Annotated in this window: 16 protein-coding genes; 7 read left to right on the top strand and 9 right to left on the bottom strand. The window is 60.4% G+C overall.

Annotated features, from left to right (window positions below):
- Positions 1-297: 297 nt before the first annotated feature.
- Positions 298-3306, bottom strand: a complete 3009-nt coding sequence (gene polA, locus HMPREF2944_RS06595; RefSeq protein WP_070681708.1) for a DNA polymerase I — start codon at positions 3304-3306, stop codon at positions 298-300.
- Between the two features lie 370 nt (positions 3307-3676).
- Here polA and HMPREF2944_RS06590 point away from each other — a divergent pair, with 370 nt between their 5' ends.
- From HMPREF2944_RS06590 to HMPREF2944_RS06580, 3 genes are all read left to right on the top strand, one after another.
- Positions 3677-4954, top strand: a complete 1278-nt coding sequence (locus HMPREF2944_RS06590) for a dicarboxylate/amino acid:cation symporter (protein ID WP_070681705.1) — start codon at positions 3677-3679, stop codon at positions 4952-4954.
- Positions 4955-5085: 131 nt separating this feature from the next.
- Positions 5086-5592 carry a PaaI family thioesterase gene (locus tag HMPREF2944_RS06585; protein ID WP_049346240.1) on the top strand — a complete coding sequence of 169 codons (507 nt, stop codon included), beginning with the start codon at positions 5086-5088 and terminating at the stop codon, positions 5590-5592.
- A gap of 38 nt (positions 5593-5630) precedes the next feature.
- Positions 5631-5879: a hypothetical protein gene (locus HMPREF2944_RS06580; RefSeq protein WP_070681702.1), complete on the top strand. Its 249-nt coding sequence runs from the start codon at positions 5631-5633 to the stop codon at positions 5877-5879.
- A 297-nt stretch (positions 5880-6176) separates the two neighbouring features.
- Here the strand turns inward: HMPREF2944_RS06580 and HMPREF2944_RS06575 are convergent, their stop codons facing one another.
- Positions 6177-6791: an ANTAR domain-containing response regulator gene (locus HMPREF2944_RS06575; RefSeq protein WP_049334095.1), complete on the bottom strand. Its 615-nt coding sequence runs from the start codon at positions 6789-6791 to the stop codon at positions 6177-6179.
- Positions 6792-7278: 487 nt separating this feature from the next.
- Here HMPREF2944_RS06575 and HMPREF2944_RS06570 point away from each other — a divergent pair, with 487 nt between their 5' ends.
- The gene (locus tag HMPREF2944_RS06570; protein WP_070681699.1) at positions 7279-8184 is read left to right on the top strand and encodes a PIN-like domain-containing protein; all 906 of its coding nucleotides are present in this window, start codon (positions 7279-7281) and stop codon (positions 8182-8184) included.
- A 107-nt stretch (positions 8185-8291) separates the two neighbouring features.
- Here the strand turns inward: HMPREF2944_RS06570 and HMPREF2944_RS06565 are convergent, their stop codons facing one another.
- The 4 genes from HMPREF2944_RS06565 to HMPREF2944_RS06555 all read right to left on the bottom strand — a co-directional run bounded on the left by HMPREF2944_RS06565 (position 8292) and on the right by HMPREF2944_RS06555 (position 17655).
- Positions 8292-11564 (bottom strand): type I restriction endonuclease subunit R, encoded by a 3273-nt coding sequence (locus HMPREF2944_RS06565; protein WP_070681697.1) that lies wholly within the window; start codon positions 11562-11564, stop codon positions 8292-8294.
- Between the two features lie 260 nt (positions 11565-11824).
- Positions 11825-14677, bottom strand: a complete 2853-nt coding sequence (locus HMPREF2944_RS09295; RefSeq protein ID WP_070681693.1) for a hypothetical protein — start codon at positions 14675-14677, stop codon at positions 11825-11827.
- 120 nt (positions 14678-14797) lie between these two features.
- Positions 14798-15970, bottom strand: coding sequence for a restriction endonuclease subunit S (locus HMPREF2944_RS09025; RefSeq protein ID WP_083313096.1), 1173 nt, complete (start codon positions 15968-15970; stop codon positions 14798-14800).
- Positions 15970-17655 (bottom strand): type I restriction-modification system subunit M, encoded by a 1686-nt coding sequence (locus tag HMPREF2944_RS06555; RefSeq protein ID WP_070681691.1) that lies wholly within the window; start codon positions 17653-17655, stop codon positions 15970-15972. The genes HMPREF2944_RS09025 and HMPREF2944_RS06555 overlap by 1 nt, the downstream gene beginning before the upstream one ends.
- A gap of 427 nt (positions 17656-18082) precedes the next feature.
- Here HMPREF2944_RS06555 and HMPREF2944_RS06550 point away from each other — a divergent pair, with 427 nt between their 5' ends.
- Together HMPREF2944_RS06550 and HMPREF2944_RS06545 are read left to right on the top strand one after the other, a co-directional pair.
- On the top strand, positions 18083-18994 hold the full coding sequence (locus HMPREF2944_RS06550) for a hypothetical protein (RefSeq protein WP_070681688.1): 912 nt from the start codon (positions 18083-18085) through the stop codon (positions 18992-18994).
- A gap of 208 nt (positions 18995-19202) precedes the next feature.
- Positions 19203-20099 (top strand): GxxExxY protein, encoded by an 897-nt coding sequence (locus HMPREF2944_RS06545; RefSeq protein WP_070681685.1) that lies wholly within the window; start codon positions 19203-19205, stop codon positions 20097-20099.
- A gap of 85 nt (positions 20100-20184) precedes the next feature.
- Here the strand turns inward: HMPREF2944_RS06545 and ftsY are convergent, their stop codons facing one another.
- Positions 20185-21291 carry a signal recognition particle-docking protein FtsY gene (gene ftsY, locus HMPREF2944_RS06540; RefSeq protein WP_070681682.1) on the bottom strand — a complete coding sequence of 369 codons (1107 nt, stop codon included), beginning with the start codon at positions 21289-21291 and terminating at the stop codon, positions 20185-20187.
- 177 nt (positions 21292-21468) lie between these two features.
- On the opposite strand from ftsY, the gene HMPREF2944_RS06535 reads away from it, so the two are divergent.
- The gene (locus tag HMPREF2944_RS06535; protein WP_070681679.1) at positions 21469-22923 is read left to right on the top strand and encodes an MFS transporter; all 1455 of its coding nucleotides are present in this window, start codon (positions 21469-21471) and stop codon (positions 22921-22923) included.
- A 357-nt stretch (positions 22924-23280) separates the two neighbouring features.
- Here HMPREF2944_RS06535 and trpC read toward each other — a convergent pair whose 3' ends face one another.
- Entirely contained in the window at positions 23281-24096 is an 816-nt protein-coding gene (gene trpC / locus HMPREF2944_RS06530) for an indole-3-glycerol phosphate synthase TrpC (protein ID WP_070681676.1), read from the bottom strand.
- A gap of 14 nt (positions 24097-24110) precedes the next feature.
- Positions 24111-25721 carry an anthranilate synthase component I gene (locus HMPREF2944_RS06525; protein ID WP_070681674.1) on the bottom strand — a complete coding sequence of 537 codons (1611 nt, stop codon included), beginning with the start codon at positions 25719-25721 and terminating at the stop codon, positions 24111-24113.
- Positions 25722-25863: the final 142 nt, after the last annotated feature.

Genomic DNA, 25863 nt, shown 5'->3' with positions numbered 1-25863 from the left:
GTCGCTTCCGGAAGGTGCACCGGCACGCTCCGGCCGTGGGGCCGAGAGCGGCTACTCGAAGTACACGTTCGGAAAACGCGGTCACCCGTTATCCCAGCGCGGAAAGGCGGTATCGTCCGAACGTGACATCAGGGTGCCCGAAGCGAAGCGAGGGCGGGTTCCCTGTAGGAACGAGGACGATAACCACCTTTCCAAGCGGAGCAAAGCTGAGCACTGCCTTTTCCAGCGGAACCGTGCATCCCCCGCCGAGCCAAGTACCCCAGCCTTTCCAAGCGGAGCCAAACGGAAGAAACGAGCCTAGTGGCCCGCCTCCTGCCAGGACTTGCCCCAGCCGACCTGCACATCCAGCGGAACACGCAGGGAGGCGGCACCGCTCATCTCCTCGACGAGTACGCGTTCGGCGGCTTCACGCTCACCGGTGGCGACTTCGAGGATGATTTCGTCGTGAATCTGCAGCAGCATGCGGGTCTTCAGACCCTCCTCGCGCAGGCGGCGGTGAATGTTGATCATGGCGATCTTGATGATGTCCGCGGCGGTGCCCTGAATGGGGGCGTTGAGGGCGGCACGTTCGGCGGCTTCGCGGCGTACACGGTTGGGCGAGTCCAGGTCGGGCAGCACGCGGCGGCGGCCGAAAATGGTTTCGGTGTAGCCGTCCTGGTGTGCCTGCTTGAGCACGCCGCGCAGGAAGCGGCCCACGCGTCCGAAGCGCTTGAAGTAGTTGGTGCGCAGTTCGCCCGCCTCGTCGGAGCTGATGTTCAGCTGCTTGGCGAGTCCGAAGCGGGACAGGCCGTACGCCAGGCCGTAGGACATGGCCTTGACCTTGGAACGCTGCTCGGGGGTGACGTCCTCGGGGGCGACGCCGAAGACCTCGGAACCGACGTAGCGGTGCAGGTCCTCCCCCGCCTCGTAGGCGGCGATGAGCTTCTCGTCGGCGGCCAGGTGCACCATGATGCGCATTTCGATCTGCGAGTAGTCGGCGGTGAGCAGACCCTCGTACTCCACGCCGTCGATGGGCTCGGGAGCCACGATGAAGGCACCGCGGATGCGGCGGCCCTCCTCGGTGCGAATCGGGATGTTCTGCAGGTTCGGCGCGGTCGAGGAGAGTCGACCGGTGGATGCGGCACCCTGCTGGAAGGTGGTGTGCACGCGTCCGTCCTCGGTGGCGGCCTTCTGCAGGCCCTCGACGGTCTGGGCGAGCTTGATGTTGTCGCGGTAGGCGATGAGCGCACCAAGGAAGGCTGCGCCGTCGGATTCGGGCGAGATCTTGGAGAGCAGCTCGGTGACGGATTCGGCGTCGGTCGAGTAGCCGGACTTAATCTTGCGGGTGTGCGGCAGGCCGAGGGTCTCGAAGAGCACGGTCTGCAGCTGCTTGACGGAGGCGAGGTTCAGCGGCTCCTCGCCGTCCTCGGTGGCGACCTCCCCGCCGATGATGGCTCGGGCGGATTCCTGCGCCTGGTTGGCGCGTGCGGAGAAGGTGTCGTGCAGCTCGGTCAGGAGCGCATCGGAGACGGCGATGCCGGCCTGCTCCATGTCTGCGAGCACGTACAGTAGCGGCAGCTCGATTTCTTCGTAGACCTTCAGCTGGCCGTGCTCTTCCATCTCGTAGTGCAGCAGGCGCGCAAGCTCGTGGATGATGCGGCTAATCTGCGTGAAGTAGCGCAGGTTCTCGACCGGTTCGGTTTCGCCGGGCAGGCTGAACAGGGAGGGTTCTTCGCGCGTCTCGGGCTGGAAGACCAGCTGCGCGTAGGGTTCCTTGGGGATCCACAGGTAGCGTTCGGCGAGGTCTTCCATGCGTTCGGAAAAGAGCTTGCGGGTTGCGGTGGGGATGAAGCCGCACATGTACGAGGACAGCGCGGGGTCCTCGACGGCGCCGGCCAGTTCGTAGCCGTAGGAGCGAAGAAGCTTGCGCTGAACCTTGAGGTCCATAACGATTTTGCGGGCGGCGGGGTCGGAGAGCCACGCGGCGAGGGCGGCGTCGAGCTCCGGGTCGATGCTGCGGGTATCGACCCACAGGCTGGCGCTCTTGCTGGTCAGGAGCACTCCGAGCAGTTCGGGGTTCTCCTCGGCGGTGCGAATCTTCGTCTTGGTGACCTTGACGGCGGGTTCGTCGCCGATGGCGGGGCGTGCTACGGGCAGGTTGGTGACCGGGTAGAGGGTCACGGCACCTTCGAGGCGTTCGGGCACGGGGATGGGTGCGCCTTCGGGGGTTTCGCCGTAGTTCTCTTCGGCAGCGGCGGCGCAGAAGGCGCGGAAGGCGGCCGCATCCGTGGCATCCTGCGGGGCCTCGACGGGGATGGGTGCGTAGACCGGTCCGGCGGGGACCTTCTTGGAGGCGCCCTCCTCCCCTGCTTCTGCGGTGGAGCTGGTAGCGCCTGCGGATCCAGCGGCGCGCACGATGGGGCCGAGGGTGTCGGCGGCGCGCTTGCGGATGGTGCGGAACTCCACCTCGTCGAAGAAGGCGTTCAGAGCGTCCAGGTCGGGGGTGAAGGCGGTGTCTTCGAGGGTGACGTTCAGGTCGAGGTCGTTGACGAGCTGGTTGAGGCGGCGGTTGCGCACCACGTTATCCACGTTCTCACGCAACGCCTCGCCCTTCTTACCGCCAATCTTGTCGCGGTTGTCGAGCACGCCCTGCAGGGAGCCATACTCGCCGAGCCACTTGGCGGCGAAGCCGGGACCCACACCGGGTACGCCGGGCAGGTTGTCGGCCTGCTCGCCGGTGAGGGCGGCCAGGTCGGGGTACATGTGCGGGGGCACCTTGGTCTTCTTTTCAATGGCGGCGGGGTCCATGCGCTGAATACCCTTGGAGGGGCCGGTGGTGACCGGGTAGAGCAGGGTGACCTCGTCGGTGACGAGCTGGAAGATGTCGCGGTCGCCCGAGAGGATGAGGACCTTGTAGCCGGCTTCGGTGCCGCGGCGGGTCAGGGTGGCGACGATGTCGTCAGCCTCGTAGTTTTCGTAGGTGAGCGCGGGAATGTTCAGCGCGCCGAGCATCTTCTTGATGAGATCGATCTGGCCGTCGAAGGCCTCGGGGATGGCGTTGCGGCCGCCCTTGTATTCACCGTATTCGGCGGTGCGGAAGGTGCCGCCGGGCAGGTCGAAGGCAACGGCGATGTGGCTGGGCTGGTTATCTTTGATGATGTTCAGCAGCGTGGAGAGGAAGGCGTGCACGGCCTCGGTGTGTTGGCCGTCGCTGCGCACGAAAATGTGCTGGCCGGTCTTTTCGGCCATGGTGTAGATGCCGAAGAAGGAGCGTAGGGCCAGGGAGTGTCCGTCAATGAGCAGAAGGGTGTTATTCGCAGTAGTCACCCCTCTAGTGTATCGATTCCGGTCCCGCGGGTTTCGGCGCGGGTCGCCTCCGCCGTACGGGGTGCCGGCGCCGTGCCATATGGCGGAATAGCAGGGTGCCGGGAAAGAGTTTTACCTCATATATAGGTGCCCGTGAAGCGCGTTTGGCCAATTTTTCTCACAAATATTGTGCCCCAAGCCACTATATGAGGTGGATAATAATACAGTTTCCGGATAATATATAACCTTAATTATCGCCTCCAGCGTAGGAAACCCCCACACCCCGTGTATTCATAGGCAGAGCTCTACCCAGAATTCACCGGCAGGATTCACCGGACTGTGAGGGCACCCTCCCGCGCTCAACACACAACGAACCCTCATTTAGGAACCCATGAAGGTACTCAAAAAAATCCCCTTGATCCTGTGGATTGCAATCGCAATCGGCGCGGGTGTGCTCATCGGTCTCTTCACCCCCGGAATGATTAGCGGCATCAATGACGCCACCGGTGCAGCCATCCCCACCGACCTCATTGTGCAGCTCTTCGTCTCCTTCTCTACCGTATTCAGCGCCTTCCTGAGCTTCGCGATTCCGCTGATTATTATCGGCTTCATCGTGCCCGGCATTGGCTCACTCGCACAGGGCGCGGGCAAGATGCTCGGCATCACCGTGGGCCTGTCGTACCTCTCCAGCATCCTTGCCGGCTTCCTGGCACTGACCAGCGCACTGCTGCTCTACCCCATCATCCTGAAGGGCCAGCAGCTCGCCTCCTTCGACAACCCCGAGAACGCGCTGTCCAAGGGTTACATTTCCTTCGAGCTGACCCCGATTATGGGCGTGCTGAGCGCACTGATTCTCTCCTTCATCCTGGGTCTGGGCATTACCGCACTAAAGACCCGTGCGATGCTGAACCTCTTCGAGGACTTCCAGGTCATCGTTGAGAAGATGCTCAGCTACGTGATTATCCCCCTGCTGCCCGTGCACATTTTGGGTGTGTTCGCGAACATGACCCTCGCCGGTCAGGTGGCAAAGATTCTCACGGTCTTCATCTTTGTCTTCCTCATGATTTTTGCTCTGCACTGGATTACCTTGACCCTGCAGTACTCGGTGGCTGGCGCAGTCTCTCACCGCAACCCCTTCAAGATGCTCAAGACCATGCTCCCGGCATACTTCACCGCAATCGGTACCCAGTCTTCGGCTGCGACCATCCCGGTGACCGTGCGTTCGGCAAAGAAGGCTGGCATCTCCCCCCGCGTGGTGGACTTCGCGATTCCGCTGTGCGCGACCATTCACCTCTCCGGCTCCATGATTACCATTACCTCCTGCTCGGTGGCTGTGCTGTTCATGACCGGTCAGCACCCCGACTTCGGTAGCCTGATCCCCATGATTCTGGTGCTCGGTGTGATGATGGTTGCCGCCCCCGGCGTTCCCGGCGGTGGCGTGATGACCGCAATCGGTCTGCTGCAGTCCATGCTCGGTTTTGACGAATCCATGATTGCCCTGATGATTGCTCTGTACCTGGCTCAGGATTCCTTGGGCACCGCAACCAACGTGACCGGTGACGCGACCATCGCAACCCTGACCGAGCACATTTCCAAGGCAAGCGGCACGAACCCCGATAAGGAAATCCGTGACGAGGACATCGAAAAGGCAGAGGCCATCTCCGCCTAGCCATCCCCCGCTTGCATAACGTTTTCGGCCCCGTCTCCCCCGTTCGGGAGGCGGGGCCCACGCGTGCCCGCGGGCGCTCGCGAAAAACCACCCGCCCGAAGCATCAAACGCCGAGGGGTACACTGGAGACCATGACTGAAAACAACACGCAGCACGCACCCGTCCGGGCGGCGGCACCCACCACACTCACCCCCGAACAGATCAAAGCACAGCTGATTGAGACCGGCGTTCCCGAGCACCTGCACTCCTATTTCCCCCGCGGCATGGGCGAGCTTATCCCCGCCATGGGCATCAAGTTCAAGGAGCTGACCGCCGAACGCGCCGTCGCCACCATGCCGGTTGCCGGCAACACCCAGCCCATCGGCCTGCTGCACGGCGGCGCGAACGTTGTGCTCGCCGAGACCCTCGGTTCGCTCGCATCCGGCGTGCACGGAGGCGAAGACCTCGTGGCCGTGGGTGTTGACATCAACGCAACCCACGTGCGTCCGGCGGTATCCGGTGTGGTCACCGCGACCTGCACCGCCGTCAAGCTGGGACGTACGCTGTGCATCCACACCATCGACATTGTGGATGAGCGCGGCCGCACCACCTGCACCGCGCGCATCACGAACATGCTCATTCCCCGCCCCAAGGCCTAAGCTAAGGTAGAGGGAACGACCCCGACGAAAGGACGACCATGGCCCGCGAGCGCACCCCCTATTTCAAGCGCTACCCCAAGATTGTGCGCGCCAAGCGCATTATTCTGCCCATCGCCATCGGCGTGATGCTGGTGTGCCTGGTGACCGCGATTAACAACCCGGGATCCTTCTGGTGGCTCGGCGTCATGCTGGGCACCATTGGCATGCTCTGGGCAGGTTCGCCCACCGCGCGTCCGCTCAACGGCCCGCAGGATTCCGACGACGAACTCAGCCGTTACCTGCGTTAACCGTCCGCCGCGACTCATAAGCGCAATCCGTCATAGGCAACGCAAGCGCCCCGTCCCTCAGCTTCTTCGTGAGGGGCGGGGCGCTTGTTAATGCTTTGCGTGTGTGTCGGCAAATCCGAATGTTTGCCTATCTCTTTAGCCTGTCGTGCGTGCACTTTCGAGCTGGTTTCTCGTCGGTTGAGAAGTCTTCAAAAGCACGGTCAAAGGGGTGCTGACACGTATTCGTGCCTGGTTATCTCGCACATCGCGAAAGTCGTACGCCGAATCGCTCTGCGATGAGTTGCGAGATGAGAACCGCTAAGCGGAGAGCTGCTTGATGATGGTGTCAGACACCTCGCGCATGGACAGTCGACGGTCCATGGAGGTCTTCTGAATCCAGCGGAATGCTTCCGGCTCGGTCAGGTTCATCTTGGTGATGAGCAGGGACTTGGCGCGGTCCACCAGCTTGCGGGTCTCGAACTGGTCGCGGATGGTGCCCACTTCCTTCTCGAGCGCACGAATCTGCTCGTAGCGGCTCATGGCCACCTCGATGGCCGGGATCAGGTCGTTGGGGGTGAAGGGCTTGACGACGTATGCCATAGCGCCCGCGTCCACGGCGCGGTCCACGAGTTCCTTCTGGCTGAAGGCAGTCAGCAGGACCACGGGGGCGATCTGTTCCTTCGCGATCTCCTCCGCAGCGGTGATGCCGTCCATGATCGGCATCTTCACGTCCATAAGAACCAGGTCGGGGCGGTGCTTCTGTGCGAGCTCGACGGCGGTCTTACCGTTATCGGTCTCGGCGACAACATCGAAACCCTGGTCCTTCAGAATTTCGACAATATCGAGGCGAATCAGTGCCTCGTCTTCTGCCACGACAACGGTGCGAGCCGGAGCCTGCTCCTCCGCCTGGTTCTGAGTGGTCAGCTCTGACATTACTCTATCTCCTTTATTAAATTTCAATCACCTCAAGTCTACAGGAGTAGACAAAAGTTCATCTACTACCACCCGGGTTCTGCCGTGTGTCCTGTGGGCGTGACCTGTAGAGATGTAACACAACGTCCACATTTTGCACTGAATTGCATATTTTGTTTTATACTTCCAGTAGACCCTCATGGGACGGTCTGTGATATTTCCTCCGATGGCCAGAAGAGCGAGGCCGAAACCTGCGACAGCGACAGGCCTGCACACCTGCTCAAATGCACCCCACGCGGCCCATCTCACAGGTGTTCGCAGTCTTCCCCAGAAGGCCCTGACCTGCGATAACACCCGTCTGCGACAGGTACGCAAGTAATAAACCAAATATTTGTCCAGAAAGTCCCTCACCTGCACCCGGAGGTCGATAAACTGGAATGGATTATTCTCCTCGACTTCTCCGGCACTCGCATTTGACCGACCATACCCGCATACCCGGAGGGGACACATGTCAATCACCCGACAAACGCGAACCCTGTACTCCGACTTCGTTGAGTACAAGGAACTCGATCGCGCCACTCTATCATCGATTCACCCCGGAATCCTCGTCATCTTTGACTCCACCGCACTGGCCAGCCTCTACCAGTACCCCGCTCGCACCAGCGACGAAATCATCCGTGCTTTCTCGCAGCTGCGCGGCCACGCATTCCTCCCCCACCAGGCACTCAAGGAATTCTGGGCGGCCCTCGACGGCGCCTCCCCCGTACCGGCGGCCGCCGATCGCGTTCGCTCGGCCCTCGCGTCTTTCAAAGAAACTCTCCCCGAAGAGAAGGGCTCGCCCTGGAGTGCCCTGCGCTCCGTCACCCACCAGCTGGACCACTCCATCGCCCAGATTATGAGGATTCTCGAGCCCACCACCGACACCGGTTCCATCAACGTGGCCCGCCGCGAAGATGACACGATTCTGCCGCGACTGAACCGCCTCTTCACCGGACACGTGGGCGCGGCCCCCAGCCCGGAACGCTACAATCAGCAGCTCGCAGAGGCCGCGGAACAGGGCCACCCGCTTCTGCCCAGCGCCAATTTTGACGCCGATTTTGCGCTGTGGACCCAGTGCCTCGCCGAGGCTTCAACCCGGGTGAAGGGTACCGACTGCGTTTTCGTGACCGCCGGGGTGCGCGACCTGTGGCTGCGCAATAGCGCTGAGGTGCGCGCCGCGGCTGCCAGCGGCAAACCGATTCGTCAGCTCGCCAACCGCCAGCTGCTGCGCGAGTACGCGCAGACCACCGACGGCGGCGTGTTCCGTATTTACACGGTGGAGGAAATCCTCAAGCTCGCTTCGCGCCAGTACGGTGTGACGGTCAGCAATGCCACCTACCATGCGGTACGCACCGAAGAACCCGTCGCCGTGTAAAGCCTCGGCATTGAGAATAATCAAACAACGCCACACCCACCACAGATAATCGCAAGAAGCCACATGTGTTCGCAACACATGTGGCTTCTTAGCGTAAGAGGGAGGAGTTAGAGGCTCAAATCCTCCAGGTGGGCGAATACCTCCCCCACTAGATTCTCAAACTCTTCAGAAGAGTAGCCAAGCTGCGGGCGGAACTTGAGGAGCTTACTGCGGATCTGCACCTTCAACGTAGCCTTGCCGGTGTTATCCGCCGTATCCAGAGACGCAGCTCCAATGACAGAGTCCTTCAGCTGGTGAGCCAACATTACCAGCTCATCTTCCTCCAGATTCTGGCTCAGAACATCAACGGCGCACAGCTCGTCAAAGACCCGTACTTCCTGGGTGGACAGGCCCAGACGGGAGCCACGTTCCCCATCATGCTCCGCCTCAAACGCCAGCGCACGGATAGCCTGCAGTAAATCCTTCAGGTCCTGAGTGCTCTTCTGCTCCAGGGAGTTATAGTGCTTCAGCAGCTCCTCAAGACGCTTCATGAAATACACAACGCGCACCTGCTGCCCCTTCAGAGAGCTCCGAATCTGCATGGTCACCACATCAGCCACGTTCTGCGCCACCAGGGAGGCAACCTCCAAGTCAGAAAGACGCTCGATGGCGTCATCAGTCAGCATGCGCAGGTCGATGATGGTCTCACCTTCGTCATCCGCCGCGATGATGCTGGTTCCGTTGCTTTCCACGGATTCGTTGAAGAGCCGTGCCATCTGACGCTTAATCTCTTCAGGGTTTGCAACGTGGCCGTAAGCGCGGTCCGTCAGGCGGCGGTTCTTCACGCCCTTGTGCACTTCGCGCAGGAATTCGAGTCGCGCAATCATGGCCTCGGTCAGCACCTTAGCGATGTCGGGCGTCTCCCGGACGGGAACGAGCTGACGGTACAGGTCAATCACAGCGCCCAGATTCTTAGAAACCTGAGTCCCTCCGCCCTGGGCTGAGCGTTCTGCATCCTGCTCGTAACCGAGGACCTTATTCTGCAGTCGAATCAACGCATGGGTGTATTCCTGGGGGTGGTCATCGCCGTTGGCGTGGGCTTCAGCTACGGCGTACCAGTCGGTCCCCAGGTATTCGGTGAGCTGAGCGTAGGTATTCTGAAGGGCTTCCAGGAGCTTCAGCGCGCGGGTGGTCGGGTCGAAGTTGACTTCTCCTCGGCCGGTTGCGTACTGACTCAGCGCCTTATGCAGGTTGGTGTGCATGGGCATGAAGCTAACAATCAGGCCGGATTGCTTGTTCTTGTAGGTGCGGTTAATGCGGGCGATGGTCTGCATCAGGTTGTGTTCCTTCTGCACGCGGTCCATGTACATGGTGTGCAGTACAGGCGCGTCGAAGCCGGTGAGCAGGCGGTCGGCCACGATAATGATTTCCAGCGGATTCTTGGGATCCTTGATGCGGCGCTCCACCTCGCTGGATGCTGCCCTGTTGCGACGGAAGGGGGCAAGTTCTTCAGGGTCGCCGGTGGTACCAGAGATCAGCACCTGCATGCGGCCGGTTTTGAAGTCCTGTGCGCCGCCTTCGGGGGCCCAGTCGGGGCGCAGCTCCGCAATCTTGTGGTAGAGTCGCACGGCGTGCTCACGGCAGGAGGTAACGACCATAGCCTTGCCGGTCTGGCAGTTCATCTCGTCACGCATGTACTCGCGGCGTTCTTCCCAGTGCTCCACGATGTTCTTGGCGACTTCGCTGAGACGCTCTTCGGAAACCAGCATCTTCATGACCGTGGTCTGTTCGAGCGTGGTCTGTGCGGCGATTTCTGCTTCGAGTAGGTCGTAGAGTTCGTCGAAGGACTTGCCTGCCACTTCAGCTTCTTCAGACTTGTTCATCTTGACGTGGCGCAGCTGGTAGAGCAGCGGCACCGTTGCCCCCTCTTCGACGGCGCGGTCGAAGCTGTAGGTGTGGATGTAGTCACCAAAGATGGCTCGGGTGCTCCGGTTTTCCTTGTCAATGGGGGTTCCGGTGAACGCAATGTACTTAGCGTGGGGCAACGCAATGTTGAGGTTGTGCGCGTAACCTTCGAGGGTTTCGAAGTGGGAGCGGTGCGCCTCATCGACCATGACGATAATGTTTGAGCGGTCGGAGAGCTGCGGGAACTTCTCGTCGTTTTCTTCCAGGCCAAACTTCTGCAGGGTCGTGAAGAAGATGCCGCCGGCCTGAATGTCGTTGAGGCGGTTCTTGAGTTCGCGGCGCGATTCGAACTGGATGGGCTTCTCGGGGAGCACGCTTTCGGCGCTCTTGAAGGTGATGTAGAGCTGGCTGTCCAGGTCGGTGCGGTCGGTGACCACGACGATGGTGGGGTTGTGCAGTGCCTTCTCGCGCATGGCGGCGCGGGCGAAGAAGAGCATGGAGTAGGACTTGCCGGAGCCCTGGGTGTGCCAGACGACGCCTACCTGTCCCCTGCCGGTGTGGGTCTTCACGGCGCGGTCGAGCGCTTCACGTACGGCGTAAAACTGGTGGGCCTTGGCCAGGATCTTGGCATGGGGCTGGTTGTTGTCGGTACCGGCACTCACGAAGAGGGTGAAGCGTCGCATCATATCGAGCAGGATGTCGGGGGTTCCGAAGGCCTGTACGATGCGGCTGAGCTGGGTGCTAAAGCGGCCGTGTTCGTCGTCGTAGGTGCCGTTGGGGGTCTCTGCGCCATCGGCATCGTAGTTCCACTGTGCGGTGTGTGAGAGCGGGGTGCCGATGGTGCCGTAGCGTGCGTCGTCGGGCTGGCCCATGATGGTGACGATGTTGTAGGTGAAGGCCTGCGGGATTTCGCTCTGGTAGGTGACCATCTGGTTGTAGGCTTCGCTAAGCTTCTTGCCCTGGTCCTTGAGCTCAATAATGCCTACGGGCAGGCCGTTGCAGTACATGACGACGTCTAGGCGGTAGGTGCGGCCGTTGAAGATGACGGTCACCTGCTGCACGGCCAGGTAGGTGTTCTGGTCGGTGTTTTCGGAGATGATCTGCAGGTTGCGGGTGCGCAGGGTGCCGTCGGGGGCCTTCGTTTCGACGGGGATGCCGGCACGCATCTGGTCGAGCACGTCCTTGTTGTCCTGTACGAGGTTGCCGCTACGACGACGAGTCAAGGTCGTGTAGGCCTTCTGCAGCTGGTCTTCGGTGGCGTCGGGGTTGAGGCGGCGCAGGGCGTCCTTGATCTCACCGGGGATGAGTAGTGATTCGTTCGATTCGCGGCCGTGGCGGAAGGTGCTGTAGATGGGCAGAATCGAGTCAGGCTTGCGGGTTACGCGTTCGCACTCGGTGTAGCTGGTGCCGGGCTGAATGCCGGTACCATTGGTCAGATCCCAACCGAGGTCGTTGAGCTGGGAGAGGACGGTCAGTTCCCAATCCTTTTCGGCCATTGTTTGTTCCTTTCGGTCTGTGGATGCTCTCTGCGTGCGGCATCCTATGGTACTTGGGGCGCCGGGCTTTTTCGCGTGGTGAGTTAGCGATCCGCGATGTTGCGGTGGGGTGCTCGGCGGTGATGTTTCTAGAATGCCTGATTTTTTGGGTGTGGTGTGTGCGGGGTACTTTACCCCGGGGTAAGCGAAACTTCGTGGTTTGGGTGGTCTGGTTTCGATACCCCGGGGTGGCCTTGTCGGGGTAGGTGAGCGGGGATGGGTTAGTCGGGTAGTTCCATCGGGTAGCCGAACGGGGTTTCAATCTCGGGTTCCCCGGTGATGGCTAGTCCCAGTGCTTCGGCCTTTACTGCTCGCAGGATCCGGGCTAGTTCTTCTGCTTCTATGTTCTTTCGTGTGACCGCAACGTGCTGGGTGGAGCGGATGTCGAGGCGGTTGTCCATGAGGTCGCGTTCGTAGCGGCTGCGGACGGCCCGTACCTGGTGCAGGGCTTCGGCGAGGGCAGCTTCGGCTGTGTCGAAGGCGTTGAGCTGGTTGGCCAGGTAGCGTGCGACCGGGTGGGTGGTGGATGCATCCCCGTTCCCCTCGGTGGTCGTTTCTTCGGCGGTGCTATTTGCCGCGCCTCGGGGTTCTTCGATGGGTTCACTGAACCATTCGAGGTCGTTGGTGCGACCGGCGAGCGCGTCGATGTAGGGTAGCGGCTTCTTTTCCCAGCCTTTGAGGTTTGCGGCGGCTTTGCGTTTTTCGGGGGCCATGTGGGTGCTGATGCCGAACGCGGTTCCTTCGGTAAGGCCGCGTAGTAGCGCTTGCAGAAGGTGCGCGAGTAGCTGGGCGCGTTGGCGGTATTCGCGGGTCGTGTGGGCGTCGGATTCGCCGGGTGTGTAGCGGCTGAAGCGCAGTACGGTTAGGCCTTTGTCGATGGCTTCTCCTCCGTGTTCACTGAGGTAGACGGCGGGGCCTCCGTGGGTCTGGTCGTAGGAGGGGTAGACCACGATGTCGTTGGCCTGGGTGAGGTGAATGGTGTCGCTCAGGTTGAAGGAGCGCAGGTAGTGCCCTTCGGCGGGTAGCACTCCGTAGCGGGAGTAGTGGCCGAGGGTGTGGGTATCGAGAACGCGAATGCGCTGTAGGTTGCCTTCTAGGTCGCCGTAGTGTGCGTCGTGTATCTGACGGCCGGTGATTTTGGTGAGCACTTTTTCGGTGCTTACGAGGTGGGTGATGGTGATGTCGTGTTCTTCGCCGCGCGGGATGGATTGCCGGTCTTCGGGGGTGCGCAGGTGCGGTACGTCTACGTTGAGGGTTCCGGGTAGGGTTTCGAGCAGTGCGGGTAGTTTTCGGGTGAGGCTGGTGAGTAGGCTCAGGCTTTCTACGGGGGTGTTGATGGAGGCGGGGTTTGTGAATAGTTCGTCGAAGGAGGCGTTTTTGAGTGCGTTGGAGGCTACGATGACGCCGCTGCTGATGTCTTCGGGGGTGATTTCGCCGCGGGTGAGGTAGCCGCAGGCGGTTTCTTGGATTTGTGCGGCTGCGGTGGTGAGTTCGGGCATTCCGGTGTGTTCGGTCTGCTGGTAGAGCGGCATGTCGTCGAGGGAGCCGAGGTAGACGGATCCTTGGGGCTTTTCACCGGTGTTGAATATGTGTAGGAGTCCTAGGCCGAGGCGGGTTTTGGTGTTGACTTTGAGGTGTTCGGGGCCGAGGTCGATGACGGCGCGCAGGCGCATGCCGTGGTTGCGGGCTTGTATCTCGGAGTTTTCGAGGAAGTTGTCGTGTTGGCTGTTGTTGCGCTGGTCGGCTTTGAGGTGCCGGCCGAAGCCTGCGAGTACGTCTAGGGGTGCGAGGACGGCGAGGTGTTCGCCGGGGCGTAGGGGGTAGCTGATGGTGCCGGTGAGGCTGATGTTTTCGTCGACGGTCAGGGCGAGGTTTTCGATGGCGTCCCAGGCGTCGTTTTGTTGTACGGCGAGGTCGTCGGGGCCGCCGGCGGGGGTGTCGAGGGGCAGGATGAGCAGGTGGTTGGCGGGGGCGTCCGGCAGGGTGGCTTCGGGTTCGGGGGTGGCGGTTTTGGGGGTTTCGGCGTGTGCTACGCGGTTGGCGGTGTGGGTCTGTTGTGTGGCCCAGTGTTCTGCGCGGTAGAGGTCGGCGGCTTGCTTTTCGGTGGAATCTTCGTCGTCTAGAAGCAGGTAGCAGAGGTAGAGGGTGAACGCGTCGCGGCGTTCTGGTGCTAGGGCGCTGGTGGTGCCTTCGGGGGCGCTGAAGGCGATGGCGTGGTGGGCGTGGGGCAGGTGGGCGATGAGTTGTGTGGCGGTTTCGTAGCTGCCGTAGCTTCCGTGCAGGATGAGGTTGCGTTGGCTGGGGTGGGTCCATCCGAGGGCGGCGTCGTCGTGGGTGGCGTAGGAGCCGGCGTTGAGGAAGTCTGCGACGTAGCGGGTAAGTTCGGCGTCGGGTAGGGCGTTGGTGCGGTCTGCTGCGGCGAGTGAGGTATGGATGCTGTTGAGGGTTTCGTGGGGGTGGTTGCCGGCGTAGTATCCGGCGGCGAGGGCGTAGCTGGTGAGGAGGTGTGCCTGGTGGGTGGGGTAGGTTCCGCGGGCGGTGTGCAGGGTGGGGAGGAGCAGGTCGTTGAGGATGTCTCGCATGACGTTGGAGGTTTTCTTGATGGCCTGCTGTAGGTGTTCTTCGGTTTCGTGGCTGGGTTGGGGGTCGAGTAGGGTGAGGAAGGTTTCGTTGGGTCCGTCCCAGTAGCGGGTGAGGAGTATGAGGGTTGCGGTAAGGGTGACGAGTTTGCGGTAGTTGGCTCCGCTGAAGGTGGTGGCGACGGCGCGGGCGAGCATGCGTGCGGTGATGTTTTCGAGGATGTACTGGTCGTAGGGGTGGTTTCCGGGCCATTTTTTGGGGTTGGGCAGGTGCGTTTCGTGTAGGTAGCGCAGGATGGGTTCGAGGGGTACGGGGGCGCCTTGCGGGAGGTTGGGGCAGCACTGTTTGGCCCAGGTGTTGACGGTGGGTTTGGTGGCAATGCCGATGGCTTCGGCGAGCTGGATGCGTGAGAGGCTGTAGGGTGCGACGAGCTGGGTGAGGGCCTCGTAGGTGGTGTCGTTGGGCTGGTATGTGGGGTGGTTGGCGGGTGCCATGGTGCTAGCTCCTTTGCTGAGGCGGTCGTGAAGTAGGTGATTGCGTGGTAACGGGGTGGGGTTCCCTGCCCGGTGGGTGTGAACCGGCCGGGCAGGGCGGATGCGGTGCTCCCCTAGCGTCTAGCCGATGAGGCGCTTAATGAGAGCATCGCGGGTTTCAGCGAGCTGAAGGTTCTCTTTTCGGAGAGCTTCAATATATGAAGTAATACTGCGGATCTCGCTCTGATTACTCAGGTCAAGAATCTTCGAATTAAGAATATCTGTGGGGCGAACTCGCTGATGACTGGTGGAGGTTCCAGAAGCCATATCTGCTAGGTTTTGAGATATTCTCTCTTCGCTACAGGCAGCCCAAAGATTCGCAATATCAACATTTTCTTTCGGAGTCAGAACAATGAATTCCGTCGAGGCATAACTCTTGACACCTTCTTCTGGATTAACAAGCCAAATTCTGGGAGTTCCAGGGTTCAATTTAGAAAACAGAACACACGGTTTGTCAATTATAAATTTATTACTCTTAATGGAGTTAGCTTCTTCTAATCCAGGAGTTTTCCCTGAGTCATAAGCAGGCAAACTATAGTGGTGAATTACGCCATCCACGTGTTCACGCGGCAACTCTTGATTTTTCTCATGAACCGCTAAATCTTTAATTGCTACTCGCTTTACAGAATCAGATTTCGATATTTTTTTAATCATTGTATGAATATAATCTTCCATGGTCTGGATAAGGCGAGTATTTGCTTCGATTTTGTCGTCGAGCGAGCCCAGAATCCCAGCAATCCGCTTCTGCTCTTCTAGAGGGGGAAGAGGAATTTCAACCTCCCTCAACTCCTTCTGTTTAATTCCAACCACAGTAGTGCCCGAAGACCTAGATTGAAGACCATATTGAACCTCAGCAGACAAAAACGAATAATACATATACCGAGAATCAATAAGATTTTTATTAGGTTTTAGGGCAAATATTCTCTGCCCAGCAACCCACCTTGCTTCTTCACTATTTCTAATTCTGGCAATCTCTCCCATGGGAGCTTCCGAGGTGACAATAACATCTCCGACTGAGAATTTAACAGGCATCCACCTTTCATACATTTCATCATCAATCACATGGTGATAATTTTGATCAATAACACCCTTTTTAATATTTAAAGCAGAGATAACACGATGCCCCGTCGTTGACCAATCACCTCCCAATTTTTTAGGGGTTCTCCCACGGTGATCAATAATTTTATCTACTGCTTCCCCCAGCTTGACGATAGTCCACCCAGCCTCACGCTGTTTATCCGTTAGTACAGCCACTACAGCTCACCGCCCTCAAGGCCCAGCGAGGCCAGCTGCTCACGCACCACCGCACCCAGACGCTCCGACTCGGCGAACTGCTCCAACAGCTGCTCACGCAGGCCGGCGATACGTGCATCCAGCTCCTGAACGCTCTCACCCTCAGACACTGCACTGCCCACATAGCGGCCCGGAGTCAACACATAATCCTGCCCCCGCACATCCGCAAGCGACGCCGAGAAGCAGAAACCCGCCTCATCCTCATACACGCCAGCCGTCGGCTCCTCGCCAGCCTTCACCAGCGAACCATCCGCATGATACATCGACGGCATACCGCGCCACGCACACCACGTATTCGCAATCTTCGCGATATCCTCCTCAGAGAACACACGCTCAGTACGAGACACCATATGACCCATCGAACGGGCATCCATAAACAAAATCTGACCCGAACGGTCCACCGAACCATTCACACCGGCAAACTTATCCTTCGACAGCAACCACACGCACGCCGGGGAACTCGTCGTCGTAAACATATTCGGCGGCAACACCAACACAGCAGCCACAGCATCGCCCTCAACCATGGCGCGACGAATACCGCCCTGACCGCCCGTATCAGCAGTCAACGAACCATTCGCCATCACCACAGCAGCCGAACCCCTCGCATTCAGCTTCGACCACACATGCTGCAACCACGCAAAATTAGCGTTATTCTTCGGCGGAGTACCAAACTCCCAACGCGGGTCATTCTCAACCCGGTGCCACTCCTTAATGTTGAACGGCGGATTCGTCAACACATATTCAAAAAACTCATCAGGGTGCGAATCCTCCGCAAACGTATCACCCCAACGGTCACCCACCGAACCATCAATACCGTGAATCGCCAAATTCAGGCGCGCCAAACGCCACGTCGCCTGATTACGCTCCTGACCATACGCCAAAACACGCTGCTCACCCTCACGGCGGCCGTCAAACACACCACCGGCACGATGCACAAAATTATTCGACTGCACAAACATGCCACCCGAACCACAGCACGGATCATACACACGGCCACTCATCGGCTGAATCATACCCACCAGAGTATTCACCACAGTCGTCGGCGTGTAGAACTCGCCACCCTTCTGGCCCTGCGCACGAGCAAACTTACCCAAGAAGTACTCGTACACGAAGCCCAGAACGTCCTTCGACGAAGAATGTTCGCCGTCACGCACCGCCGCAAAATTCGCGTTCGACAGCAGATCAATCACCTGCGCCAGGGTACGCTGCTCCACCTTCTCGCTCGCATACATAGGCTCCAAGGCACCGCGCAACTGCGGGTTCTCCTCCATGATCCTATCCATAGCGTCATCAACCAGCTCACCCACACGGTCACCCTTCGCCTGACGCACCAGGTCAGACCAGCGAGCATCAACCGGCACATAGAACGCATGCTCAGAGTGGTAACGGTAAGGAACCTCCATCTCCTCAGCCAGAATCTCACCCTCCAGGTGCTCATCCTCAACCAGCTTGCGCTTCACCTTCTCACGCGCCGCCTCAAAAGTGTCACCAATATACTTCAGAAAGATGAGGCCCAGCATGAAGTCACGGTAGCCGCCAGACTCCATAGAACCGCGCAGAATATCCGCAGACTTCCACAGCATCTCCGCCAACTCAGCCGGAGTAGTCGGGGTTTCCGCCCCCTTAGACGCGGGCTTTTTCGCCATATTCGTACCTTTCAACGCCACCGGGGCAACCCCCGAATGTCCTCAATGAGAGTGTCTAACCTTTTCTATTATCCCTGCTGGCCGGAGGGGAGGTGACCGGGCCGGTCATCTGCCCCTTCCCTTTCTCTTTCCGCCAAGAAGCCACATGTGTTTCGAAAAGCAACATGTTTAGTGGCTTTTCGAAACACATGTGGCTTCTGGAGGCTACTAGTAAGTGCCCGCCCGCAGGAATTCAAAGAATATATTCCCTCCCTCCCGCACCCAGTCCGACAAATTTTCGCTTACCCCGGGGTAAACCAAAAAATCTCAGCAACCCTAAACCCTAACCCTATCGTGGAGGCATAAGGTCACTGCACGACACCGCACCACCTGCCCCGGTGCAGGCCCAAACGGGCCGGGGCAGCCCCTCCAGATAGGAGAAAAACTCATGGAGTTTATCAACAAGTACGCACCGATCCTCATCCCCCTGTTCACCGCAATCGCGGGGCTCTTGACGGCCTGGTTCAAGACCCGGGCAGTCCGCGCAGAAGCCAAGAAGGCTGAGGCGGGCACCAGCACCGGGGGTACCACGCAGAAGCTCAGCGTCGGCACCATCAACGGCAATGGCAACCGCGTGCAGAACACTCACCAGCAGGTAGGTAACGGCTCCGCAGCCATTAGCGGCGACGGTAACCGCACCACCATCAACAACAGCCAGCACACGCACAACCACGCTCCCTCCAAGGATGCACGGGAAAGCGATGACGACACCTGGGGCAACATCGCAGTTGCTGCTGCTGGCGGCATTCTCATCATGGGCGCATTCATCATCAGCTGGCCCACTATCAGCTGGACCCTCGCAGCCTGCTGGGCTACTTGTCTCGCACTCGTCGGTTGGCAGGTAAAGCTACTTAGCGCTAAGAGTGCTAGCTCCTCCGCACATTCCATCCTGAATGTGCTCTACCCTGCATCCCTGCTGGCGATTGTTGGCGGCACCTGGCTCGCTCTCCTCGGGGCGGGCAAGTACAACATGGCAACCATCTACACCACCGTCAGCGGACACTTCGAGTCTCACCCTCAGGGTGGTCTGATTATGCGTTTCATCGATGCAGTGACTGCGCCGTATGGTGCCGCAGGTTTCACCCTGATTGCGCTTAACCTGCTTACTGTCGCCTTCATGACTGTGGCTTTGTTCCAGTGCTTCAAGTACTCGTCTAAGGCTCTGAGCGCGCTCTACCGCGGCATTCTCATTCGCCCCTCTATTCAGGAGGCAAGCATGAGCTTCTTCCTGGCTATTGTGAGCCTGGTAGCATGCCAGCCCGCGCTTGCTGAGCTGGTTGTTTCGCAGTTCAACAAGTAGCATCCAGTCAATAGATGCCGGGCCGTATTCACTCAACTTATCCACACCCCTCTCGCTGAGAAGCCACATGTGTTTCGAAAAGCCACCAAAAACGTGGCTTTTCGAAACACATGTGGCTTCTCGGCATAATAAATAAATGTAACACTTGAACACATATACTCTCGTTTGATGCAATTAAAGCATGATTACTAGAGAAGAACTATCAACGATGATACACACCCGCACCGAACTCATTGCCTCGGCAGCCTACACGCGAATCACCTTGAGCCACGCCCTCAACCGCGGCGAACTCACTCGTATCTCAAAAGGGCACCTTCTCCCCACCCAAACCTGGAACAACCTACACCCCAACGACCAGCACTACGTGCGCATCCTCGCTCACCTCAACGAATACCCCGCCAACATCCTTGCTGCCCAAAGCGCCGCCATCGCCTGGGGCATCTCTTCCCTCAGCCCACCGCGCCATGTTCAGGTACGAGGAACCGGAGGCGGCCGCCGAGAAAACATCCAGCGCATCCAAGACACCCTCACCGCGAACAGCTCCATCGTGTACACGCCCGAGGGAATCCCCACCGTCACGCCGCTAACAGCTATCACCACCTGCGTGAAAACCCTGCCCTTTCGCGACGGGCTCGTACTGGCCGAAAGTGCCCTTCAGCGCTTCGCTCAGGAACCGGATATGCTCACCTACGAGGAGCTCAAGAAAGAGCTCTCATCTGCATCAGGCCGCGGGTGCAGGACCGCCCGCCTCGTCGGGCATGAGCTCAGCCCGCATTCAGAATCCATTGCCGAAACCTGCATGCGGTTGCTTCTCGATGACCGAGGAATCCGCTACAAGCAGCAAGAAACCATCATCTACGAAGGTCATGCCTATCGTGTGGACTTTCTACTGCACACCATTAGCCTCCACAGCAGACCCATCATTCTGGAGGTGGACGGCAACGTCAAATACAACACCAAAGAGGACCTGGTTCGTGAGAAGATGCGGCAGGACCGGCTACTCCACGCGGGGTATGCCGTCGTCCGTGTTTCTGCTAAGGACGCTATCTACCGTCCGAGGCAGGCTCTGCAGGTGCTGCGTACTGCTGGGGTGCCCCAAATTTAACCGCGAAAAGCCACATGTGTTTCGAAAAGCCACGTCTTTGGTGGCTTCTCGAAACACATGTGGCTTTTCGGCGTAAGAGGGAGGGTTAGTCCAGCAGCGCGTCCACGAATGCTTCCGGGTCGAACGGTGCCAGGTCGTCCGGGCCCTCGCCCAGGCCGATGAGCTTGACGGGAACGCCCAGCTCCTCCTGAATGGCCACGACGATACCGCCCTTCGCGGTGCCGTCCAGCTTAGTCAGCACAATACCGGTCACGTCCACGATCTCACCGAAGACCTTCGCCTGGATCATGCCGTTCTGGCCGGTCGTCGCGTCGATGACCAGGAGCACCTCGGTCACCGGGGCTTCCTTCTCAATCACACGCTTGATCTTACCGAGCTGATCCATCAGGCCGGCCTTATTCTGCAGGCGGCCCGCGGTATCCACCAGCACGGTGTCGACGCCTTCCTCCTTGCCGGTCTTAACCGCATCAAAGGCGACCGAAGCGGGGTCGGCGCCCTCCTTCTCAGAACGCACCGTCTTCACGCCCACGCGGTCACCCCAGGTGGTCAGCTGCTCCGAAGCGGCGGCGCGGAAGGTATCGGCGGCGCCCAGAATCAGGGACTGACCATCCGCAACCATCACGCGGGCAATCTTGCCGACGGTCGTGGTCTTACCCACGCCGTTCACGCCAACGACCAGCACCACGCCGGGGTTGCCGTCGCTACCGGAGGTCTTCAGCTCGCGGTCCATGTCGGGGCCGACAATCTTCACGAGCTCCTCGCGAAGCATCTTCTTCACGGCGGCGGGGTTATTCGTGCCCTCAACGCGCACGCGCTTCTGCAGGGCCTCAACCAGGCGGGTGGTCGGCTCGGAACCCAGGTCAGCCAGTAGCAGGGTCTCCTCAACCTCGTCCCACACATCCTGGTCGATGCGGTCGCGAGACAGCAGGGAAAGCAGGCCCTGACCGAGCATGTTGTTCGAGCGGGCCAGGCGGGCACGCAGACGAACCAGGCGACCCGCGGAGGGGTCGGGCATCTCAATTTCAATGGAGCGAGGTGCCGAGCTCTCAGCTTCCGGTGCCGACTCTCCGGAGGCGGCGGCCGCCTCCTGGCGCAAAGACTGCAGGTTCGCGGTCTTCTTGGGTCGGCGCAGAACGGCGAAAAGCACACCGGCAATTACCAGTACGCCCAGCACAATCGCGCAGATTATCATCGTTTCATTCACACTACTAGCTTACCGGCTTGGGAGGTTTCGTCGGTCTAGTTGACGCGCGTACCCGGCCCGGCCCGGAGTAGACTGGACACTATTGAAGTTTTCTAGCTGAGCGCAGCCGGTGTTTAGGGGTGGGGCCCCGCGGCTGCATCAGCCCACACACACACGAGGATGCGCATGAGGAAACCTGCCATAACACCGCCCGTTTTTGATCCACGCACGATTAACCCGAACCGCGTGCCGACCGGTCTGAAGGTTCTAATCGTTGCCTCGTTCATGATTGCGGTAGGTTTCGGCCTGGTCGCGCCGGTGTTGCCGAATTACGCGCAGAATTTTAACGCAACGGTCACTATGGCGACGATGGTGGTGTCTGCGCTGGCGATTACGCGTCTGCTGTTTGCGCCGACGGCGGGCAAGATTATTACCCGTTTCGGTGAACGTCCGGTGTACACGATTGGCATGCTAATCGTGTCCGTGACCTCGTTTATGATTGCCTTCGCCTGGGATTACTGGGTGCTATTGGCCGCACGCGCGGCGGCCGGCATTGGCTCGGTCATGTTCACGGTCTCCGCGATGGGTCTGCTGGTGCGTCTCTCCCCTCCCCATATGCGCGGCCGCATTTCCGGTTATTACGCGACGGCGTTCCTGCTGGGCAACCTGCTGGGCCCGGTCATTGCGAGCGCCCTGGCTCCGTTTGGTCTGCGCGCACCGTTTATCGTGTACGGTTTTTCGTTGCTGGTGGCGGGCCTGATTGTGTGGTTCTTGATGCCGTCGCAGGCGACCCTGGAGGCCGAGCGTGACGCGATTGCCGAGGCGGCGCGGCTGGCTGAGGGTAAGGGCACCGGGACTCTGCCGTCGGAGGCTCCCTCCCCCGCTTCTGACGGCGCCGAGCGCTCTGAGACTGAAGCTAATTCCCCCGCCGAGGCCCAGGCTGACGCCTCCGACAAGGCCGCCCACCCCGAGGCCGCCTCGGGTAGGAGCAACCTGCCGGCGATGACGGTTCGTGACGCGTTGAAGTTCACGAATTACCGCTCCGCCCTGGTTTCGAATTGGGCGATTGGCTGGTCGGTGTTCGGCGTGCAGTCCTCGATTATTCCGCTGGCCGCGGCATATTTGGCGACCGGCGGCGACATGTCGAACGCCGTGGCAGGTACTCTGCTGGCCTCGTTGGCGATGGCGACGAACTCGCTGGGTAACGCGCTGACGCAGACGTTCTCGGGCCGTTTCTCGGACCGTTTCGGCCGCCGCGTCATGGCGTTCTCCGGTCTGCTGCTTTCGGGCTCTGCGGTGACTTTCATGGGCTTCGCGCCTGTGGCCTGGGTGTTTGTCTCGTTGACGGCGTGCCTGGGTATTGGTGCGGCGTTTATGGGCCCGTCGATTCAGGCCGCGGTTTCTGATGTGATTGGCACCCGCCGCAGTGGCGGCCAGGTGTTGGCGGTGTACCAGATGTGCAGCGATTTCGGCATGATTCTGGGCCCGCTGGTGGCCGGTCTCATCGCGGATGCGTGGGGCTTCGTCCCGGCGTTTGTGTTGAGCGGCTTGCTGCTGGTGGCGGCGGCCTTCACGTGGGCTCCGTTCCAGAAGGCTCGCTGGCCGAAGGATATTGCGGACGCCGACTACACGGGCCGCTAAAAGCTCTCTAATAAGTAAAAAGCCGGTGCCTGCTGCGAAGCAGGCACCGGCTTTATGTGTGTGAGAGGTGAGTTGGCAGCAACGCCCGACTCCAGACCAACCCCTATTTCAACCAACCCAAGGCAAGCTACCTGGAGAAGGTAACCACATACCAGCCTCATATACCCAAGACTGCGGCGAGCTAGCCCGAGAAAGAAACCCCGTACCAAGCATCTATCTCAACCAACCCGAGGGATAGGCGACCTAGAGGGCGTACCGGACACGCGAAGCGGGGGCTCCGTCCTCGAGGTGCCTCAGGCACCGATGAGGGGGCACTCCCCCGCTTCGTGTGTTCCGGTCGCCTTCTCTTAGCACCCCCTATCGGGTCACAGGCACCTTGGAGAATTCGCGCACGGTACCTTTGGGGTCGCCGGAACGAACCAGCGCTTCACCGATGAGGATCGCATCCGCACCGGCACCGGCGTAGGCGCGCACATCCTCGATGACGGCGACACCGGACTCGGCAACCTTAATCACCGAGTCGGGCAGGTGCGCTGCGAGGGATGCGTAGTGCTCGTTATTGACCTCAAGGGTCTTGAGGTTGCGCACGTTGATGCCCACGATCTTGGCGCCGATGCGCTGGGCGACCTCAATCTCTTCGGGGGTGTGGGTCTCGACGAGGGCGTTCATGCCGAGCGACTCGGTGAGTTCCAGGAACTCGCGCAGGGTCTTCTCGTCAAGGGCCGCGACGATGAGTAGCACCAGGTCGGCGCCGTGCGCGCGGGCCTCCCAAATCTGGTACTCGTCGACGGTGAAGTCCTTACGCAGCACGGGGATGTTCACGGCGGCGCGCACAGCGTCCAGGTCTGCGAGGGAGCCCTTGAAGCGGTGCTGTTCGGTGAGCACGGAGATTGCTGCGGCGCCACCTGCCTCGTAGTGTGCGGCGAGCGCGGCGGGGTCCGGAATCTCGCCGAGGGCGCCCTTGGAGGGTGAGGAGCGCTTCACCTCGGAGATAATACGTGCGGTCGAGCCGTTGCCGCCGCCGGGTACCTCACCGCGCAGGGAGGCGAGCGCGTCACGGGCGGGTGCGGCGGCGAGGGCTCGCTTCTTCATCTCCTCGAGAGGAACCTGCTGTACGCGGGCGGCGAGGTCTTCGCGGACGCCAACGATGATGTCGTCGAGAACGGTGCTCATGGTGTCTCCTTGGGTTACTGGACGGCGTTGACGGCCGCGTCCGCGTCGAGGGGTGCCAGGCCGGAGGCGGTCAGCACGGCGCGCAACGGAGCGGCGGACTTGTTGACGGTTTCGAGGGCTTCGGAATCGGGGTTGGAGTCCATCACGAGGCCCGCACCGGCCTGAACGTAGGCGGTGCCTTCCTTGAGCACGGCGGTGCGGATGGCGATTGCCATGTCCATGTTGCCGGCAAAGTCGAAGTAGCCGCACACACCGCCGTAGACGCCGCGGCGGGTGGGTTCGTATTCGTCGATGAGTTGCATCGCGCGGGGCTTGGGCGCGCCGGAGAGGGTACCGGCGGGGAACGCGACGCGCAGCACGTCGTAGGCGCTGAACTGCGGGTCGAGTTCGGCGCTGACGGCGGAGGAAATGTGCATAATGTGGCTGAAACGCTCAATGATCATGAACTGGTCAACCGAGACGGTGCCGGGCTTGGCGATACGCGAGAGGTCGTTGCGTGCCAGATCGACGAGCATGAGGTGCTCGGAGCGTTCCTTTTCGTCGGCGAGCAGCTCCTCGGCCAGGGCCACGTCTTCCTCGCGGGTTGCGCCGCGCGGGCGGGAACCGGCGATGGGGTGGGTGCTGGCGATGCCGTGCTTGAGGGTAACGAGCGCCTCCGGGGAGGAGCCGACAATGTGGAACGGGGTTCCCTCAGCGTCGTCAAAGTTGAAGAGGTACATGTACGGCGAGGGATTGGACTGGCGCAGCACGCGGTACACGTCAAGGGGGCGGGCGTCGGTCTGCGCCTCGAAGCGGCGCGAGAGCACGAGCTGGAAGACGTCGCCATCGATGATGTTCTTCTTGGAGCGCGCGATGATGTCCTTGAAGTCCTGGTCGCTCCAGGTGAGGGTGACGTCCTCGCGGACCTTGCGGTTGACCTCGTCCACGCCCGAGAGAATGGAGGTCGTGGCCGCTGCGCCGCGCTGCAGTCGGCGGAGCATGCTGTGCAGGCGCGCGACGGCATCGTCGTAGGCACCGTCGACGTTTTCGCTGGTGCCGTTGAAGTTAATGGCGTTGGCGACGAGCAGGACCGTGCCGTCCTGGTTGTCGTGAATGGCCATGTCGGAGACCATGTTGAGCGCGAACTCGGGCAGCTTCACGTCGTCGGCGGGCGGGTTGGGCAGGTTCTCCCAGTGGCGAACGACATCCCAGCCGAGGTAGCCGACCAGGCCGGAGGTGAGCGGCGGCAGGCTCGGGTCGGGCTCGGTGTAAAGCATCTGCAGGGTCTTGGCGATGGCCTCCACGGGGTCGCCGTCGACGGGTGCGCCGGCGGGGGTGCGGCCCTGCCAGTGGACGGCACCGTCAACGGTGGTGAGGGTCGAGCGGGAAGACGCGCCGATGAAGGAGTAGCGGTCCCAGGCTGCGGATTCGCCCTCTGCGGAGATTTTGGCGGATTCGAGCAGGAAGGTGCCGTGGGCTGCCTCGGTGGGCGCGCCCTGGTCATCCTGGAGTACGAGGGAACGGTAGATGCCGATGGGGGTGAGCGAGTCGGCGAGGATTTTAATGTGGACGGGAATCACGCGGGTTCCGGCTGCACGGGCGCGGAATTCTTCGCGCGAGGGGGTGATGGTGCCCAAATCCTGCATTACTGTACTCCTTTGGGGTGGGGTGACGCCGGTGATGCCGCGATGCGTCAGGGTAGGTGGCGGGTTCTGTGTTCAGTCTACCCGCGGGTGTTGATTCGTGTTGGCCCGCAGCAGGGACGATGCGGGCCGGCGCCTCCGAGCC

The organism is Rothia sp. HMSC072E10 (assembly GCF_001813965.1).
In the GTDB taxonomy this organism is placed as follows: domain Bacteria; phylum Actinomycetota; class Actinomycetes; order Actinomycetales; family Micrococcaceae; genus Rothia; species Rothia mucilaginosa_A.
The sequence above is the reverse complement of the archived record's forward strand: the minus strand, read 5'-3'. Positions and strand labels throughout refer to the sequence as shown.